The sequence below is a fragment of the Prevotella herbatica genome (assembly GCF_017347605.1).
Classification (GTDB): domain Bacteria; phylum Bacteroidota; class Bacteroidia; order Bacteroidales; family Bacteroidaceae; genus Prevotella; species Prevotella herbatica.
Genome location: NZ_AP024484.1, coordinates 2,494,260 through 2,513,997, shown reverse-complemented (window position 1 = coordinate 2,513,997; position 19,738 = coordinate 2,494,260). Strand labels below are relative to the sequence as shown.

The 19,738-nt window shown below is 36.7% G+C and carries 16 protein-coding genes; 4 read left to right on the top strand and 12 right to left on the bottom strand.

Features of this window, described 5'->3' with window-relative positions:
• Nucleotides 1-11 precede the first annotated feature (11 nt).
• The 6 genes from prwr041_RS09335 to prwr041_RS09310 form a co-directional block, all read right to left on the bottom strand.
• Nucleotides 12-1,103, bottom strand: coding sequence for a class I SAM-dependent methyltransferase (locus prwr041_RS09335; RefSeq protein WP_207153533.1), 1,092 nt, complete (start codon nt 1,101-1,103; stop codon nt 12-14).
• Nucleotides 1,104-1,105: 2 nt separating this feature from the next.
• Nucleotides 1,106-2,326, bottom strand: a complete 1,221-nt coding sequence (locus tag prwr041_RS09330; protein WP_207153532.1) for a beta-ketoacyl-[acyl-carrier-protein] synthase family protein — start codon at nt 2,324-2,326, stop codon at nt 1,106-1,108.
• A gap of 48 nt (nt 2,327-2,374) precedes the next feature.
• Nucleotides 2,375-3,103: a 3-oxoacyl-ACP reductase FabG gene (fabG, locus tag prwr041_RS09325; protein WP_207153531.1), complete on the bottom strand. Its 729-nt coding sequence runs from the start codon at nt 3,101-3,103 to the stop codon at nt 2,375-2,377.
• Between the two features lie 591 nt (nt 3,104-3,694).
• Entirely contained in the window at nt 3,695-4,054 is a 360-nt protein-coding gene (locus prwr041_RS09320) for a DUF5056 domain-containing protein (RefSeq protein WP_207153530.1), read from the bottom strand.
• On the bottom strand, nt 4,047-4,586 hold the full coding sequence (locus prwr041_RS09315; protein ID WP_207153529.1) for an RNA polymerase sigma factor: 540 nt from the start codon (nt 4,584-4,586) through the stop codon (nt 4,047-4,049). Before prwr041_RS09315 ends, prwr041_RS09320 begins: the two co-directional genes overlap by 8 nt.
• A gap of 30 nt (nt 4,587-4,616) precedes the next feature.
• Nucleotides 4,617-5,297, bottom strand: coding sequence for a DUF6249 domain-containing protein (locus tag prwr041_RS09310; RefSeq protein WP_207153528.1), 681 nt, complete (start codon nt 5,295-5,297; stop codon nt 4,617-4,619).
• Nucleotides 5,298-5,402: 105 nt separating this feature from the next.
• Between prwr041_RS09310 and prwr041_RS09305 the strand changes: the two genes are divergently transcribed.
• Both prwr041_RS09305 and prwr041_RS09300 read left to right on the top strand, forming a co-directional pair.
• Nucleotides 5,403-6,671 (top strand): methyltransferase RsmF C-terminal domain-like protein, encoded by a 1,269-nt coding sequence (locus tag prwr041_RS09305; RefSeq protein ID WP_207153527.1) that lies wholly within the window; start codon nt 5,403-5,405, stop codon nt 6,669-6,671.
• A complete protein-coding gene (locus prwr041_RS09300) occupies nt 6,668-7,147 on the top strand; it encodes a dihydrofolate reductase (protein WP_207153526.1) in 480 nt (159 codons plus the stop codon). Before prwr041_RS09305 ends, prwr041_RS09300 begins: the two co-directional genes overlap by 4 nt.
• Nucleotides 7,148-7,151: 4 nt before the next feature.
• Here the strand turns inward: prwr041_RS09300 and prwr041_RS09295 are convergent, their stop codons facing one another.
• The 3 genes from prwr041_RS09295 to prwr041_RS09285 all read right to left on the bottom strand — a co-directional run bounded on the left by prwr041_RS09295 (nt 7,152) and on the right by prwr041_RS09285 (nt 9,936).
• Nucleotides 7,152-7,661, bottom strand: a complete 510-nt coding sequence (locus tag prwr041_RS09295; protein ID WP_018462425.1) for an Lrp/AsnC family transcriptional regulator — start codon at nt 7,659-7,661, stop codon at nt 7,152-7,154.
• 518 nt (nt 7,662-8,179) lie between these two features.
• Nucleotides 8,180-8,959, bottom strand: coding sequence for a TatD family hydrolase (locus prwr041_RS09290; RefSeq protein ID WP_207155640.1), 780 nt, complete (start codon nt 8,957-8,959; stop codon nt 8,180-8,182).
• Between the two features lie 5 nt (nt 8,960-8,964).
• Nucleotides 8,965-9,936 carry a polyprenyl synthetase family protein gene (locus tag prwr041_RS09285; protein ID WP_207153525.1) on the bottom strand — a complete coding sequence of 324 codons (972 nt, stop codon included), beginning with the start codon at nt 9,934-9,936 and terminating at the stop codon, nt 8,965-8,967.
• 361 nt (nt 9,937-10,297) lie between these two features.
• On the opposite strand from prwr041_RS09285, the gene porQ reads away from it, so the two are divergent.
• Nucleotides 10,298-11,245 carry a type IX secretion system protein PorQ gene (gene porQ, locus prwr041_RS09280; protein ID WP_207153524.1) on the top strand — a complete coding sequence of 316 codons (948 nt, stop codon included), beginning with the start codon at nt 10,298-10,300 and terminating at the stop codon, nt 11,243-11,245.
• Complete coding sequence (gene cmk, locus prwr041_RS09275) at nt 11,242-11,940, top strand: (d)CMP kinase (RefSeq protein WP_207153523.1); 699 nt, start codon at nt 11,242-11,244, stop codon at nt 11,938-11,940. Before porQ ends, cmk begins: the two co-directional genes overlap by 4 nt.
• A gap of 301 nt (nt 11,941-12,241) precedes the next feature.
• Here cmk and prwr041_RS09270 read toward each other — a convergent pair whose 3' ends face one another.
• From prwr041_RS09270 to prwr041_RS09260, 3 genes are read right to left on the bottom strand one after another with little or no spacing between them, the layout of a single operon-like run.
• Nucleotides 12,242-13,120, bottom strand: coding sequence for a 4-hydroxy-3-methylbut-2-enyl diphosphate reductase (locus prwr041_RS09270; RefSeq protein WP_207153522.1), 879 nt, complete (start codon nt 13,118-13,120; stop codon nt 12,242-12,244).
• A gap of 5 nt (nt 13,121-13,125) precedes the next feature.
• Entirely contained in the window at nt 13,126-14,190 is a 1,065-nt protein-coding gene (locus tag prwr041_RS09265) for a DUF1573 domain-containing protein (protein ID WP_207153521.1), read from the bottom strand.
• Nucleotides 14,180-19,555 (bottom strand): alpha-2-macroglobulin family protein, encoded by a 5,376-nt coding sequence (locus tag prwr041_RS09260; protein WP_207153520.1) that lies wholly within the window; start codon nt 19,553-19,555, stop codon nt 14,180-14,182. The genes prwr041_RS09265 and prwr041_RS09260 overlap by 11 nt, the downstream gene beginning before the upstream one ends.
• Nucleotides 19,556-19,738 lie beyond the last annotated feature (183 nt).

The window sequence follows — 19,738 nt, the reverse complement described above, 5'->3', positions numbered from 1 at the left end:
TTATTATATTCTCATTTCTTACGACAGCACAGTATACTGTGTCCCTGTCCAAGATTATCATGTATCGCTTCTATCTTTAATCCAGCCTTATCCACCAACTCTGTAAGCTCGTCAGAACCATACATTTTACTATTTCCGTTTGCCATTGCTGTGAAATACAAACTTATCTGAGTAAGACAGAAAGCAGCAGGCTCATATTTCTGACGATTCCATAAAGTCTCCATTATATACATGGTACTATCAGCATCCATCACCTTTACCGCGCGCTTCAATATACTAAGTATCTCTTTTTCACTGAAACAATCAAGGAACTGACTCATCCAGATAACATCCCAATGCGAACTATCTGGCAAACCATTGTTCTCATCAAGAAGGTTAGTTGGATATACATGTATTCTATCAGCACCATTCTTGCCTGAAACATTTTCGCGCATCATATCTAGTTGTTGTGGCAAATCAACAATTGTCACGTCTACATTCTCGTCATAGCTCACACATTGCATCGCCCAACGACCAGTATTCCCCCCAACATCCATTAATGTTTTTGGAGATGAGGCAAACACGATCTTTAATGCCTCCTCAAAGGAACTGTCGCTGTAAAAATGATCAAATGCGAACCAACTAGACTTGGCTTTCTCAGGTAATGTTGAGAGTCCTTCATATATGGTAGACCAGTTGCCAAGTTGTTTCAATCCTGCAGGGCGTCCTTCCTTCAAAGCCGTCTCCAAATCAAACATACCAAGGTAGTTTACATCATGGTTGAAATCAATATTAACTATCGTTGCAGGATCATTTACAAGAAACCATCCTATCTTTGAAATCGTAAATTTACCACTGTTGCTATCAACCAAGACAGTACCTATTGTAAGTGAAGCCTCCATGACGCATTTTGCTGCATATTTTGTAATACCAGCACGCTCAGCAACCTCATCGGAAGTAAGTTCTTCATCACGAAGCATTTCCAGAATGCCCCATTTAAGCATCAGTCGTGACACTTGAAATACAACAGGTCCAAAAGCTATAAATTCAGCGATTCTTTGTGCTTCACGTACAGAATGCTTATCTTTTGTGTATCTCTTTTTAAGTTCTTCAGACAGATGCATAATTATATTTTCTTAATTACAAGTGCCGAATTGGTTCCACCGAAGCCAAAACTGTTACTCAACACAGTGTTTATTTCTGTTTCTACAGTATGTGTAGCTAGATTCAAATGTTCACTGTATTCATCTGAGTTTTCAAAGTTTATATTTGGAGCGATAAATCCACCCTGCATCATTAAGATCGAATATACAACTTCACTTGCTCCAGACATCCAACATTCATGACCTGTCATTCCCTTTGTTGATGAAACAAGAGCATGCTTGCCACGGAACATACGGTCTATTGCCATTGCCTCAAACATATCACCCTGAACGGTACTTGTAGCATGTGCACTTATATAGTCTACTTCATCAGCAGTAACACCTGCGTCGTCAAGAGCTCTTGTCATGGCAATTACGCTACCTTCATCAGATGGTTCAGAAATACCACCACCATTTGAAGAGAAACCATATCCACAGACTTCAGCTAAGATTGTCGCACCTCTATTTACGGCACTTTCGTAATCTTCCAACATCAATGCTGCCGCACCTCCACTAGGAATAAGTCCGTCACGATCTCGATCAAACGGACGTGAAGCCTTTTGAGGTTCATCCATGCGCTTTGAAAAAGCATTCAATGCGTCAAATGTAGCCATGCAGTAATAGTTAACTTCCTGCGCTCCACCACATAGCACACGATCCTGCAATCCCTGCTTTATAAGCAGATAGGCAAGTCCTATTGAATGGCTGCCACTTGCACATGCAGAACTTACAGAAAAGTTTACACCTTTGAGGTGAAAGATACTACTTAGGTTCATGTTTACCGTGGAGTTCATAGACTGAAAGATGAAACCAGAACCAAGCAGTTGGGTATCATGCTTTTCTGCCATTATATTGGCAGCCTCTATGACTGGGCGGGCAGAAGAGTCGTTTCCGAATATCACCCCTATCTCATTCTTTGCAAGAAAAGCATCGTCGATACCAGCTTGTTCAAAAGCCTCCTTCGATGCCATATATGCATATTCTGCCTCTTCAGACAGTCCTTGCCTTAGCCTGCGATGAAGTAAGCCTCTCAATACCGGACGTTCTACTATACCAGTAAGTCCAGACTGATAACCATATTCCAATCTATCTTTATCAAGGCCTATTCCTGAGCGACCTGCTTTTAACGATTCTGTAACTTTATCTTTATTTGTGCCAATACATGACCAAATGCCCATGCCTGTCACCACTACTCTTCTTTCCATATAACTATTATTATCTTCGGATATATCCTGTAAAGTACAAACAACTACTTATGTATATAAACCACCATTAACTTGTATCACCTGTCCATTGATATACTCGGCTTCTTTACTTACTAGAAATTCAGCTAAAGCAGCCACTTCGTCTGGTTTTCCAAATCTTCCGGCAGGAATTAGTTTTTTAAGCTCAGCAACATCAAGATCCTCGGTCATGTCTGTCTCAATAAATCCAGGAGCTATCGCGTTTACTGTAACTTTACGCTTTGCGACTTCTTGTGCCAAAGCCTTTGTTGCACCTATCAATGCAGCCTTGGCAGCAGAATAGTTAGTCTGTCCAGGCATACCTTTTATTCCAGAAAGTGAAGTGATATTTATTATTCTTCCATGACGATGAGTCAACATATTCTTCAATAATCTACGCGTGATATAGAAAAAACCGTTCATTGTAGTATCTATGACATTGTGCCATTCACTATTCTGCATGAATATCATAAGGTTGTCTTTTCTAATGCCAGCATTATTGACTAGCACAGATATATAATCATCAGGATGTTCTGATTCCCATTTTTCAAGAGCCGATTCAATTGCAGATTCTTCAGAAACGTCAAACTTAAGCAGTTCAGCTTTTGCGCCAAGCATTTCTATCTCGTTAAGAGTTGCCTGCGCTGACTCGTCATTAGTTTTGTAGTTAATAACAATTCCATAACCTTTACTGGCAAGCCTTATGGCAGTAGCCTTTCCTATTCCGCGCGACGCGCCTGTTATTAGGGCATATTCCATTCCTGTTGTGTTTAATACTTAAATTATTATAATCTTTGCACATTTTGGCATTAATCGTCACTCACTTACATTTTCGTGTATTTGTATAAATAAGAAATATGAACGACATTATATTATTAGAAGTGCAAATATACTACATTTATTTATCTCAACCAAATAAAAATTCGTCACGACTAGTTGAGCTGTAAATTTTTAAGAAAGATAAACACTATATAAAGATGAGTAAATTCTGCAATCTCGTATATTATTTTCCTTTTGTTTTAAATTATTGAAGACATACAGAAAAGCATAATCTTTTTAATCTAATATTTCGATTTCCATTAAATCACGCACGTATTTCGAAACAATTCAACAAAATATCAATAAATAAGAGGTGAATTATTCAATTTGCTTGAATATTAAGGCAGAAAACAAATAGAATTTTATATAAAGGTAGTTCTGTGCGTATTAATATATGCAACAATTAGAGTAAATGAAAATATTTTATCAATCTAACATATAATTAAGAAACAAAATATGTCTATATGGTAACAAACTTTACAACGCTGATACATAAAAGTATCAGCGTTGTAAAGTTATATTTAATTCAATTTAAACTACGTGGCGCTCACGCATGATTACATTATATGCTGCAACAAGCGTAACGGTAACAATACCTATATAAATAAGTATTGGAGTGAGGTCACCCCATTTAAATGATACCGCAGCTCCTGAGACATCGCCAAATATATTAAATATCGCCAGTTTTATAACATTAAACCCATTACGAATAATGAAATATATAACTATTGCGATAGCACAAGCTGCTGTCCAAAGGGTATTTATCCACTCATTATGCTTTGGCAAATGATGCATTACCCTATTAGAGAAGCCATCATCAGGGATGTCGTCTATTCTATTATTCTCAAAGAACTTCGCAAGGAGTTCGTCGTCTATGTTATTATCAATCATATCCATTCTGTTTTAGATAATTCGTCAATTTCTGTTTTCCTCTCGACAAGTGACTTTTCACAGTGCCTTGATTCATACCAGTGATTTCTGCAATTTTATCAATGCTTTGCCCTTCTATTAACTGCAACGAAACACAGGAACGTTCTTTGTCCGAAAGTATTTGCATTGCATCTTTAAGGTCCATTTTTAAATTGCTGTCACCATTCTCAGAGTTTCGGCTTGCAACAGCCGGTACACCATCTATATCATCAGTTATCTTATTGCGGCGAAAATAGTCATAGAGAGTATTATAAGCTATTCTATATAGCCATGTAGAGAAGCTGGACAATCCTTGGAATTTAGTTATGTTGGTATAAGCCTTAACGAATGTATCTTGCGCGAGATCATCACTTAATTGCTGATCTCCACGAGTCTGAGTAAGAAAGAAACGACGTATAGGAGACTGGTATTTCACAACAAGCTTATCAAAAGCCTTTCTGTTGTGAAACACAGCCACCTGCGTAACGAGAGATATATCGTCTAATTCTTTCACTTTAAGTAATTTATGGTTATAGTAAAGCGATTAATCCTTTAAATCAGCATCTGAATTATTATCAGAATCATTATGCTTATTTGGTGAAGTACGTGCTATAAACATCTGTCCAAGACCCATACATAATATCAGTGCACCAACACCAATGATTGAATCTGCATCAATAAACCAGAAAAGTATCATAAGTCCTAATCCAATAGAAGCATTTTTGATACCACGCTGCCACTGCTCCTCACTTGTATAAATTTTGGTTGGCTTAATAGTATTAGGAATTGGCTGTCCTGTTTCCATCGCCTTTTCTGCCAACTTAACGCTATCGTTATGTCGCTTTATCAAGTATCTTATCACTAATATCACAACGATTAATGGAGCTAGACATATCAATGCACCAAGGAGTAATATCAATACTACTACAAAGAAGCCTCCAACACCCAATGCTCCTCCTATTGCCTTAAAGAACCAATTGCTACCATCAATGTCATAATCATGATTATAACTTCTAGCCGGTGAACTTGTATAAGTTGTATCATCAGCCGCCTGATTATAATTTGATGTTGTATCAGAGAAAGCCTCAACTCCTTGATTTTTAGCAGAATCAGGCTTTGTTGCCACAGCCTCAGTGCGAGGTGTGTGACGATGCAAACGTACTCCAGCTTGCATAGATGTACTAAGCGAAAGGGCAACTGTCAATGCCATTAAAATCTGTTTCATAATATATATTTTTTTATTATTTCTGAATGTTAGACGAAACGTTTTATAATTTAGTTGCAAAGGAACAATTTTTTTTTTAAATTTGCACTATATATATAATAAAGTATGAACCTCCCGAAAGAATTTACCGATTATACACGCCAGCTTATGGGCAAAGAACTATATGCTACTTTTGAAAAAGGCATGATGGAAGAACCTCCTGTAAGCATACGCATCAACCCATTTAAGACAGACATAAACAATATAAACATTCCGCTGAAAGATGAAGACATCGAATGGTGTGAATATGGAATGTATTTAAATAAACGCCCTAACTTTACTTTTGACCCACTGCTTCATGCTGGACTTTATTACGTACAGGAGGCATCATCAATGTTTGTATATCACGTGTTGAAACAGGTGGTGAAGAGTCCTGTACTAATGCTTGACTTATGTGCAGCTCCTGGAGGAAAGACTACATGCGCTATGTCGGCTTTGCCGAAAGGAAGCAAGATGTTCAGCAACGAACCAATAAGGCAACGCTCACAGATTCTTAGCGAAAACATTCAAAAATTTGGCATTACCGATATATGTGTAACGAATAACTATGCAAAGGATTACAATAAAAGCAAACTGATATTTGACGTAATTCTTACTGATGTACCATGTTCGGGCGAAGGTATGTTCAGAAAAGACGAAGGGGCTATAAACGAATGGAGCACTAATAATGTTCAAATCTGTCAAAGACTACAACGAGAAATCGTAAGTGATATATGGGACAACCTAAAACCTGGAGGAATACTGATATATTCTACTTGCACTTTCAACGCTCACGAAGACGAGGAAAATGTTGCTTGGATAGCAGAAAATCTTGGTGCTGACTTTATTAGCATAGACACAAAAAAGGAATGGAACATTACAGGAAGTCTTATAGACAATAATCCTGTGTATCGATTCATCCCTGGCAAAACTCGTGGAGAGGGTATTTTCATGGCAGTATTGAGAAAACATAAAGACGATAATGGCAAAATATCTACCAGTAGTATTGACGCTAAAACACTAAAGCCTTTAAATGTATTATATAATGGTGTAAAGCCTGACACAATAAAGGGTAAACAGGCTATTCCTGATCATTCTAAAGCAATGTCTACAACACAAGATATAGATGAATATCCTGAAGTGGAGATTGACTATAAAAATGCTATAGCTTATTTAAGAAAAGAAGCTATAACTCTTGGCGAAAATGCACCTAAAGGTATTGTACTGCTTACATACAAGAAACATCCAATTGGATTTGCAAAGAATATCGGCAACAGAGCAAATAACCTTTATCCACAGGAATGGAGAATAAAGAGCTCACATATTCCGGAAGAAAACACAACCATCATAGAATGATAATATCCATAATAGCAGCAGTAGCAAGAAACAATGCAATCGGGTACAAGAATAAACTCTTATACAAAATTGACGACGACATGAAAAGATTTAGAACCATAACAACAGGATATACCGTGATTATGGGAAGAAATACTTTTGAGTCATTACCTTTCGGAGCATTACCTAACAGGAGAAACATTGTTATCACAAATAGCAAAAGACACATTGACGGATGCGAATGCATGAAATCTATCAACGAAGCTGTTGACGCATGCAGAAATGAAGAAGAGGTGTTTATCATTGGTGGCAGCATGATATACAACGAGGCAATTAATATTGCCGACAAACTATATATCACAGAAATTGATGACTGTCCTAAAAATGCCGATACTTTTTTCCCTGATTACAGCAAATGGAAATGCGTTTCGTCTGAAGAGCACAAAAAAAGCGAATACAATGATTTTGCATTCGCCTTTAAAATATTTATAAAATAAAATTTTAATCCGTAACGACATCCTCATCGGTGTCATCCTCTTCTTCTACAGGATTATCGAGAATAGGAAGCTGACGATCTATTGAAACGTTGAATGAGATTATTGTTTCACTGCGTGACAAGCCCAATGGCTGCAACTTATCATGGATAATTTCCATCAGATGATGATTGTTTCTAGCATACATCTTAATAAAAAGATCCATACCACCAGTTGTAGCATGGCACTCTATTACCTCAGGAATCTTCTTCAAGGCAGCAACAACTACATCGTGTTTCTCCGGATTCTTAAGATACAGTGCTACATAAGCACAAGTCTCGTAACCGATTTTTTCTGGATCAATGATAAACTGAGAACCTTTAAGCACACCAAGTGCTGTTAGTTTTTGAATACGCTGATGAATGGCAGCACCGCTAACATTGCACGCACGTGCGACTTCCAAAAAAGGAACTCTAGCATCCTCTGAAACTAGACGAAGAATTTTCTTGTCAAGTGAATCTAAATTGTGATGTGACATATTATATATTAATTTGGTCGCAAAGTTAGTATAAATGTTTGACTTTTGCAACAAATTAATAACATTTGTATTAAACTGTAATTCTTTTTAAGAATAACATTTATTTTGTTTAAACTAACGAATAGTTAATTTTATAGGCTTTCGTCTGACGTAATGTTTGTTTTATATCAGTTATCGCACTCATTTTGGTATTTCTATACGCTTTTTTTGATACACTCTTCAATAACATTTATTCTGTCTACATTTTGTTTTTTCGTCTATAGCTTAATAAACTACGCCTAAAGAAGTCACACAAACATAATAGTAAATTGGATGTACAAGACATGAATAACTATTTCAACTATTGAAGATTAATCACAAGTTGGTTCATCTAAACTATTGCCAAAGAACTCTGTTTTCAACAATTTGTGAGAACATTAATTCTCTGAGACACGGTCAATCGTACCAATACTTGTTGGGATATGAAAGATAATATTAAAGCAAAAAGTTACAATACCTTTTATACTTGCTATCATTATTTATATTTTGGGGAATATTCTTCTCACGCTATTTTCTGTTATTTCGGCTACAGTTTCTTCAGAAACGCCATATACTTCTGCCAACTTTTCCAGAACTAATTTTACATAAGAACTCTCATTGCGCTCACCACGATGTGGAACTGGTGTCATATAAGGACTATCTGTTTCAAGCACGATACGTTCTAGTGGAACAACAGCTGGAAGATCTTCTCTTAGATGGCTGCTTTTAAATGTAAGTACACCTCCTACTCCAAGTACAAACTTATCGAATTGCAGTAACTGTTCTGCTTCTTTTTGATTGCCAGTAAAACAATGAAATACGCCACCAGGCAGATCATTTTCATACTTCTTAAGTATCGTCACCATCTCGTTCTGTCCTTTTCGACAATGAATCATCAATGGCAACTGTGTTTGTACCGCCCATTTCACTTGTTCTTCAAAAGCCATCAGTTGTTCTTTTTCAAACTCACGGCTCCAGTAATAGTCCAATCCGACTTCACCAATAGCAATGAAATCAGTATTGGAATTCAATATTTTTTTTATTTCATGAAGCACGCTGTCCCAATCAGCTTTCACTTCTTCAGGATGCAGTCCAATCATTGGATAGGCATAGCCAGAATAGCTATGACATAATTTCACTACAGAATCAACATTATTCAAGTCAATTGCAGGAATGAGCACTCTTGCCACACCAGCATCCTTTGCACGCTGAATAACATCAGGGAGATCGTTAGCGAACTCCTCTCCATCTAAATGAGTATGTGTATCTGTAAAAGAAATCATTGTTAATACTTACGTTCCATCATTTTCTGTGCATAGAGTGCCAATTCTGATTTTCTTGAATTATCGACATTTACTGCATCAAGATATTTACGGCTCTGCTCAAAATAATATTCTATCTTCTTAAGAGCCAACTTATCTATACCGATTTCATTATACAATCTTGTAACCGATGCAATCTTTTCATCTCTATCAAACTCTTCTGCTCCAATCAAAGAATCAAGTTCTTTTCTCTGAACGTCATTGGCCATATTGAATGCATTGATAAGCATGTATGTCTTTTTATTACTTGTAATATCTCCACCGATATTCTTTCCGAATAACTTAGTATCTCCATATACATCAAGATAATCATCCTGAAGTTGGAATGCAAGTCCAATTAGTTCACCAAATTTATATAGATTTTCCTGATCTTCTTTTGGAGCATCAGCAAGGATTCCACCAATTTTCATGGCACAAGCTAACAATACGCTAGTCTTAAGACGAATCATTTCAACATATTCGTCTTCAGTAACATCGTTACGGGTTTCAAAATCCATATCATATTGCTGTCCTTCACCAATTTCCAAAGCTGTTTCTGTGAACACATCCAATACGTCCTTAAGATACTTGTTACCACATTTAGTCATGCGTTCATAGGCTAGTACCAACATTGAATCACCACTAAGAATAGCAGTATTGGGATCCCATTTTTTGTGGACCGTTGTTTTGCCTCTTCGCACGTCGGCATTATCCATCAAGTCATCATGCAAGAGTGTATAGTTATGGTATGTTTCTAAAGCACACGCTGGCATCAAAATACTCTCAGGGTCATCCCTATAAAGATTATATGCCAATAACATTAGCGTTGGACGTATACGCTTACCACCCATAGACAATACATATTTTATGGGATCATACAAGCCATTAGGCTTTCTGTCATATCTAAGGTTATCTAAAAATTCATTAACCTTAACTAAAATCTCGTCTGCGGTCATATTATAATTTAAAGTTTAACGGTATAGCAAACATTGTACAACAAGGTTTGTTCTTTCTATTCCGAGTTTACATTCATGCGTCATATCTATATAATAACTTATACCATCAAGAATTTCATCATTATTGCTATATCAGGAAGGCATAAAGAGTATTTTAAGCCAAATATATCATAGCAAAAAAAGTATTAGTACAAGCAGGAAATTAGCAGCCAACTTGTTTGCGATATCAGCACTATGTGTTTTCTTTATTTCCACTTTTTAGAAAATATATCTTTTCAAATAGCGTTATAACTTTGTGACGCAAAAGTAATGCTTATATTTGAAAAAAGCATTATCTTTGCGAAATAATTAGGAAAAATAAATGAAAAAAACGGCATGTGTACTTATTATGGCCCTTTTTTGTGTTTCAGCAATATCACAGGAAAGCCAGACCGGATACAACTTTCTGCGTCTTCCAGCAAGTGCTCATGCTGCAGCTTTAGGTGGTGACAATATCACGATAATTGAAGACGATGAGTCTATGATTTTCAATAATCCAGCTTTATTATCAAGTGTAAGTGACAAAACCATCAACCTAAATTATATGAACTATATGCAAGGTGTCAACACAGCAAGCGCCGCTTTCAACAGAATAGTGAAGGAACGTGCATCTTGGGCTGTTTCTGCACAATATATTGATTATGGTTCGATGAAGGAGGTTGACGAGAATAATGTACAGAATGGTGACTTCACCGCAAAAGATATTTCTCTCGGAGCTTATTTTTCATATCTTCTTACAGATAGACTTGCAGCCGGAATCACAACAAAATTTATCACATCGTATATTGGTAACTACAATTCTATAGCAATGGGTGTAGACCTCGGCATCAACTATTATGATCCGAACTATGAATGGTCTTTGTCTCTTGTCGCCAAGAACCTTGGCGGACAACTTAAAGCATATAATGATAACTTTGAGAAAATGCCATTTGACTTGCAGGCTGGAGTAAGCAAGAAGCTCACCAACACCCCATTCAGAGTTTCAGTAACGATGGGTGATCTTACAAAATGGGATTATAAGTTTATAAATCATATTGTCGCAGGATTAGACGTAATGCTTTCACCAAACATTTGGGTTGGTGCAGGATATAATTTCAGACGCGCAAACGAAATGAAGATTACAGACACCAATAATGAGGGAAGCAGTCACGGAGCTGGTTTTTCTTTAGGTGGAGGTATAAATCTAGAACGTTTCAAACTGAATATCGCTTACGGCAAATATCATATCAGTAGTAATTCATTAATAATAAATATAGCATACTCTTTATGAAGAAAATAACTATCGCTATTGACGGATTCTCATCTTGTGGTAAGAGTACCATGGCTAAGGATCTGGCCAAAAAAATAGGTTATGTATACGTCGACACCGGCGCAATGTATCGTTCTGTAACATTATTTGCAATGCAGAATAATCTTTTCAGCAAAGACGGTTCTGTAAAGACCACTGAGTTGGAAAAAAGAATGAAAGATATCCAAATTTCATTTGTATTCAATAATGAGACTGGACGTCCTGATACATATCTGAATGGCGAACTTGTTGAGAAAGAAATCCGCACTCTTGAAGTTAGCAGTCACGTAAGTAATATTGCGACAATACCTTTTGTACGTGAGGCTATGGTGGCACAGCAACAACGCATGGGCAAAGACAAAGGTTTGGTTATGGACGGTCGTGATATTGGTACAACGGTTTTCCCTGAAGCCGAACTAAAGATTTTTGTTACTGCTTCACCTGAAGTTCGTGCAAAACGTAGATTTGACGAATTAAATGAAAAGGGAATGCCTGCTGACTTTGACGACATTTTTGAAAATGTAAAAGAACGCGACTATATTGACAGTCATAGAGAAGTTAGTCCATTACGAAAGGCTAACGATGCAATAGAATTAGACAATAGCAATATGACTATTGCCGAACAGAGTGAGTGGCTGATGCAGAAATTCACTGATGCATGCAAAAAAATCCAATGATTTATCAGTATGGACAATTAGCATAACGCAATTAAGTTTTTGCTGAAAAAAACAGCCTATTCGTTGAACAAAATTTGAAAGATAGAAAAATTATTATTATCTTTGCAATCAAAGAAAAGTATCAAGCGCGATACTAATAATAATTAAGTTTTTGTTTATGTTAATTTCGACGTACCGGTTTTTTTACACTCCGGTATATTGACGAAAAAAGCGTAATAGATTCAATTAAGATTATAAATTTTGAGTTAATTACTGTTTTTTATTGGGCATTTTTTCGTGAGAAAAGATGCCCTTCTTGTTTTTATTTTGCCCGTCTCCTCAATATATAGTCACGGCATTCTTCCATAAGCCACTTCGGAGTACTCGTAGCTCCACATATACCAACTGATGATACACCATCAAACCATGCCATATCTATTTCGTCCGGACTTTCTATCTGATGACTCTTACCATTAACTATCTGACATTCCTTGAATAGAACTTTCCCATTTGAACTTTTTCTTCCTGCAACAAATAGCACAACATCATGCTTACCTGCGAAAAGAGCTATATTCGGCATTCTGTTTGCAACCTGACGACATATAGTATCAAAGCTCTTAAACGTAGAATTCTTTGATATATGTGTTTGTATATACTGAATTATATTATGAAATTCATCAAGGCTCTTTGTTGTCTGCGAATAAAGATAGATATCACGATTGAAATCTAACTTCTTCACGTCATCAAACTTTTCTATAACAATAGCTTCACTATGCGTCTGACCGACAAGTCCAAGCACCTCAGCATGGCCATTCTTGCCAAATATTACGATCTGCCTGTTGTCAGTAGATTTAACATCATGATTTTCATATTGCTTTTTTATTCTTTTCTGTAGTTGCAGCACAACAGGACATGTAGCATCTATAATCTCGATATTATTACGCTTTGCAATTTCGTAAGTCTTTGGTGGTTCGCCATGAGCCCTAAGCAATACCTTTACATTGTGCAATTCAGCCAACTGATCATGATCAATTGTTACCAAACCATGTTCATGAAGTCGCTTAACCTCCATACCATTATGAACAATATCTCCAAGACAGTACAAGGTCTCGCCATTAGCAAGCTCTTCCTCTGCCTTTTTTATTGCAGTAGTGACACCAAAGCAAAAACCACTACCATTGTCTATCTCAATTTGAAGCATCTACCTTATTTTTTTACTTTAATCTCAATTGTCACCTTACCCATACTTGGGTCATTGGTAATCATCAGAACACGAGGCTTACTCCTTATGTTCTTAATCTGTTCTGCATAAGCCGTGATTTTCAGTTTGGCACTCTGTCCCGGTTCTATCTTAGTCTTGTTCAAAGAAACGTCCAGTCCCATAGTGAACATCTGCAAATTTCTTATTTCCAACACCGATTTACCTTCATTTTTAATTTCGATATCGCCTTTAAGTTTATTCTTTCCATTAAAGCTTCCCAAGTCTAATAAATCTGTGGAGAGTTTAATTTTAGGAGCATCTGCAACTTCTTTGGCTGTAAGATTTTGGAAAGCGGGAAGCACCACAGAAGATACTGTTATCATCTTCTCGTCAGCAACTTTGTCACCAGGAGCAAATCCCAAATAAATATCAGTTTGGTTCAATCCTAAATCGTGCAATTTTTTTGAATCAAGAGATAACACAGCTACGCCAGTATGATGTGGTGCTATCTTTGCAGGGTACATCTCTACCTCAAGGTAATTTGGCAAATGCATGAATACAGGCTCTGCGGTTTCTTCTGAAGTGTTTAGTATATAGATTTTTTGTTTTGGATTATCTCCTATATTTACATTATCAAACTCCACATTATGAACATCGGTTTTAAGATTGCCCAATGTATAAGAATACTCACCAGAGAAACTCCTCAACTCACTAACCACAACACCTTTTATTGTCAAGACTACAGGCTTTTTGCTGCCATTACTATACACACATAGCATCTTTTGGAAGTGTCCCAATGTCTCGGCATTGTACTCTCCAGAAATTGCAAATTCATTTCCACCTCCTACAGTCTTAGGATAATCTGCAGTGGTGCAACCACAAGATGTTTCTACATCCTGTATATGCAAAGAACGCAATCCCTTGTTTTTCAACTTAAATTCAGCCTTCACAGGTACTCTATATAGCACCTGACCAACATTAATAACATTATTTTCAACTGATATTTTCTGGGCATTTACATCTAACGCCGCCAACAGAAACATCGTACTTATAATTATTTTATTTTTCATCTTTAATGTTTAATTTCATTGCCTTATCACGACCACTGAACTCAGTACTGTATGTGCAACGTGCTGTACATGTGCCACTCATATACTCGCCTTCGCGATCTATGTAATATTCAGTCTCAACAACGTGAGTACCTTTAGATAAACGATCAAAATAATAATTTGTTGCATCATCGCCAGGCGCATAATAATATCCCCAACCATATCCGCTTGTCTGGTCTACAGGTTCCATGCATGCAGCACGCTTATCCTGAACATCAACAAAGTCGTAGTCACGGTTGGCTTTTATGGTGAGTCTAACAGTAATCTTATCACCTACTTTCAGATTTTTATTATCTTTTATCACCGCACCAGTTACATCAACAAGTTCACGCTTTACAGAAAGAGACGTAGAATTACTCTCTATATCAGAAACTTTCTGGTCAAATTCAGCATAGACAGCTCCCCAACTGATATTTGAAGAACTCTTTTCCGCTGTTAAAGTTCCGAAATGCTTACCAATGACCTCTGCCTTAACAACATTTCTTCCGGAGGTAGGTTCGGTCGTCTTTAGCTTCTCTCCATTAAGTTTCAAAACTGTATTATCACCATATCCAGTAATACTCTCACGAGTCTCTCCTTGAAGGAATGCATAAACAGCATTAACACAGTTAATAGGTGTATCCCAATTCTGTGTACGTTTACTCTGCAAAAGCCATCTCTGCATCTCTGCGATAGTCTGCTTGTCATTTGGTGAAACAAGTTTTAAAGCTTCTATCGCAGCAACCTCTGTAGGAATCCTATAGTCAAACCAAGAATATCCAGCTCTTCTAGTATCAAAGTAACGTCCCATTTCATCTGTGTAAACAGAATATTCTTTTATACTAGTCAGATATTGATTTGCAAGTTCCATATTTCCACATCTTGCAAATATTACAGACATCATAGCCTTACCATATATAGTAAAAGCATTATCACGCTTCTCTAGGAGCTTCAGTAAATACTTGCTATTTGGATTATCAAGTCCGCTATTTCTCAATGCACATAGATATAAATATCGTATTGAAGTCTCATCAGGCAACAGGCTCTTTACTCCCTGTTTCTCTAGTTTCTTCAAATCAGTAACATTTTCAGCAACCTTATCTGATAGATATTTCATACTTTGATTTATCATACTGCTAGTTGCATTCTGTTCACCTATCATCACGTTAAGTCGTTGCAACATTTCTGTCACGCCAACTGTCATATATAAACTTCCGTGCATACCAGGCCACCAGCTATAAGAGCCATCACCATTCTGCAACTGTCTCATTGCATAAAGCGCATCTTCTTTATATGTATTCAACAAGTTTAAAGAATCTGTGTTTCCTATATTTTTAAGCAAATAGGCAGAAATACTATTAGTATAATACTTTGCCGCCAAACTCATGGCATTCTTTACATTAGATTTAGCTACAGATGGCATAGCCTCTATCATCATCCATGCAGGATTGTTTGTGTATGCCAGCGTCAACTTATTGTTATTCTCTTTTACAGGGAACAGCTTGTCTATATCAAGTTTATATGTACCAGGTACATTCTGGCTAAAAGCTATGGTTGTAATAACATGCTCTTTGTCAGAGAGTATCGGGAGATAGTGCTGTTCAGCATCACTAAAGTTTTTGCCTTCAATCGTCATTCTACAAATGAGCGGAGACGTTATATCATTAATCTTAATTTCAGATGGAGATAACTTAAAGTTCACATTACTACTCCCATTAGGTTCTATTGTTACAGGCACATGATTTTCAAGCAAGACCTTTTCTGTCTCAGGGTCAATAATTGTCATATATGCCTTTGCTATCTGTTTTTTGTCAGTGGTATTTATCACGCGAGCAGCGATTGTGGCATTATCGCCCATTCTCACAAAACGAGGAACATTAGGCATTATCATCAAGTTTTTCTTTGCAACAGCCTCAGCAGTAATCATGCCACTGTTCATACTCTTGTCATGAGCAAGCCCCATAAACTTCCAAGTCGTAACACTTTCTGGCAAAGTAAACGACAATGCCACGTTTCCATTTTTATCTGTTTGAAGTGCTGGATAGAAAAAAGCTGTCTCATTTAGGTTCTCTCGCACATAATCATTATTTGTTTTCTTATTAGTTGTACTACCAATAGCTAGTTTAGGAGATTTCGCTAATGCTATATCATTAAACGAAGCCGTTACATCCCTATCAAACTTACCTTCATAAGCTGATACAGACCCAACAATACCAACTCTTTTAACGGATCTAGTGCCCCTAATCATGACAGTATTTGTTGAAAAGCGACCTCCACCAGAACCATCCATACTTAAATCATCCATGTGTGTAAAGTCCAAATCGTACTGATTTAAATATTTAATTGGCATCTCACCATAAAGCGAACTATTTTCGAATATTGTACCACGCCATGAGAGGGCAGCAACAAATCTATTTAATCTTACTTCAAAGTTCCAATCATGTGAGTGTATTGCGTCCAGACTAACATCATACATTGTTGCCATAAGCTGTGCTTTAGCAGCTTTTCCTTTTTCATTTGTTACAGACAACATCCATGTTTCCTTCTGTCCGGGAGTCAATCTGTCACGAAATGTTGTCCACTTAACATTGAGTTTCATATCAGGCAATGCTCTGTTTATATTTGCAGAGTGTTGAAAGATCTTACCATCTTTCACCCAAGCATAATCAACAGTTATACCATCACCATACTCTTCCTTGTATTTAAAAGCACGTGTATACACTTCATTGGCAGACATTTCTAAAGTTCCGTTATCAATGACTTTGTCGCCTGCAATAATTGAATATACAACATACACATTATCATCTGACGTTCCCAGCTGAACATAAATTGGTTTATCATCATTGCGGAAATGCATATCGCTTACATAAAACCAATCACGCGTAGGTTCAGCAAGTCTTTTGTCTTTCATTGAGAACACAGTAAAGTTTCTCATAATGGTATCGCCATTACATATAGCCTCAAGTTCATGAGCACCGCTCTTTAAATTCATTGCAGTAATGTCTGTTGCAACATTTGTCTTTGCTGTATATGGTTTTCCGTCTACTTTATAGTATACTTTTCCGTCTACTTTATCTCCTGCTATATTACTGTAATCAAAAGTTATCGTCTTCAAACTATCACGCTCTATGCGCTGTGGCAAATCAATATTAAAGACGGTATTTCTGTTGCTCAAAGGTATTGAAGTTTCTGCCTCATGAGTTTCACCTGCCAAATCAGTAACCTGAACATTGACATTATATGTATAATATCGTGGAATATCGCTCTTGCTTTCAGGAAGAGCAAGTTTTACAGGAATTTCAAACTTTCCTATAGCGTCAGTTTTTATAGTATCTTTTGCAACTACCACGTCATCGTCTGCACTAAATCTCCACCAAAGTCTGTTTGGACGACGTGTAACAGTATATTTGACATTGGCATTCTGAACAGGGACACCGGCATAACTTTTGGCTGTGCCTACAAACTTAACAGTATCGCCACTGTTATATGCCGTATTAAGATTATAAAATTCTACTTTGAAAGTTGGACGCTTATACTCCTCTACTCTAAAATATACACTTCCTTTTTCTGTTGATATTGAAAAAGAACCTGTACGCCCAGTCTTTGGAAGTTCAAACTTAGCAGAAGCACTACCATATTCATCTGTTGTGACACTTAACTCTTTAACAACCTTGTAATTCACATCGCGTAATTTCAGAGTAATTTCCTTCCCTGCATTTACTGAAGTCTTGTCTTTATGATGTTCCACAGAATAAGCTATCGCATTCACGTTTACGGTTTGTCCTGGACGATATAAACTCCTGTCTGTAAACAAATCCACAACATCTTCACGCTTGCCATATTCCTTTCCATCGTAATAGTAATAGCCTGAGTTTGTAGATGTTTCTGGGCAGAACCTATCTTGGTCTGTATAAACATACAGCTTCAGTTGAGTCCTTCCAACTACATAGTGGAACATTGCTTCACCATGCTTGTCAGCAACCAGTGTTGTCAATATTTTATTTTTTTTACGACTTTCACTCCATGATTCTTCCGTGAGTTTTATCTTAGCACCAGGAATAGGCTGTCCGGTTGTAGCACTGACAGCAACAAATCTCAAATTATCATCAGGTAATCCTTCAGTAAGTGCATACATATCTGAAACATGCAATAACATTCTTTCAGGTCGTATATCCTTATTATCCGTAGTAAACTCGACTAGGTAAACACCCTTATCAAGTTTTGGCATCTTCATCGAGTCACAGCTCACTTTGTAATTAGGTATGCCTATATATCGATGCGTCACAGAAACACCAGTTTCTCGCATAAGCATCTTTGCTATTTTGGAATAACCATCATTATTAGACACATCAATCTTCAAAGCCTCTTTTGTTTTAAGCTTTGTGACTGTCATTGTAATAGCAGCAACATTAGTAATTTGTCGTATTTCAACGGTTCTTTCAGTGTTTGGTATTTGAACGAGACTCCCTAAATCTACAAGATAACTAGGTAAAGTGAGTCTGCTATATGCATTTCTAAGGATATTCATTCTTTTCCATTTTCCCCATTTGCTCAACGCAAAATTGATATAATCAATTTTTTCCGCTACAGTCGCGTCAGTAGCCTTGTCCATAAAGTTGAAATGCTCTATTGCTAATTCACCAGCAACTTCTAAATCTTGATAAACATCTATCAAAGAGTCTATCTTTTGAAGACATGCTGACTTACTCATTTCTGTGCAATCATCGTCAGCATCCCTTTTGTTCATATAATATGCACAAAGACATGTAGCACTTCTGTTGTTATGATAAAGATACCAATCATAGAGAGTTTTATAGTCTTTAGCAGCAATTCCAATAACATGCAGAAGATCATTATAAAATATACGGCTATCACTTCCCTCAATCATCAGAGGCTCATAGTTCTTTGCCTGCTCATTTGCCAATATTTCAGGATGTGCTAACGATTCCCTAAAATATTTTTTTGCTTCAACTAAAGAATCTTGATTATCGCTGAATTGATTTTCATACACCGTTCCAAGCACACTATAGTATATTGAAGCAATCGCTATATTCGTTTTTTCAGCTCTTTTTGCTTTCTGCTTCAGACCAGCAATAACAACATCCAGAGAGTCATCAGAAATTTCTATTTTATTCCTGCACATTTCAAATTCAGCCTTGACGACTTCACCGTACTTTTTTTCGACAGTAGCCTTTGAAATAATTTTGTTAAGCACAACAGATGCAGTCTGTGGATGACCATTATCAATATTATACATATATTTTTTCCACAAAGATGTATAACTATCAGCTATAGTTACCAAAGGTATTAGTAATATTAATACAATTATTAAAAATGTCTTTTTCATACTTTCAGTTTTTTAGTCAAAATGAATCCAATGGCGAAAACTTGCTTGGAGCTAACATTATAATGCAAAGATACATTAAGATGAGGGAAGAACAAAATAAATAAGGAAGTTTTTATTCATTATTCATAGCGCGTACTTATTTTATTTCAATATAAAACAATAACTTTCATATCGTATATCATT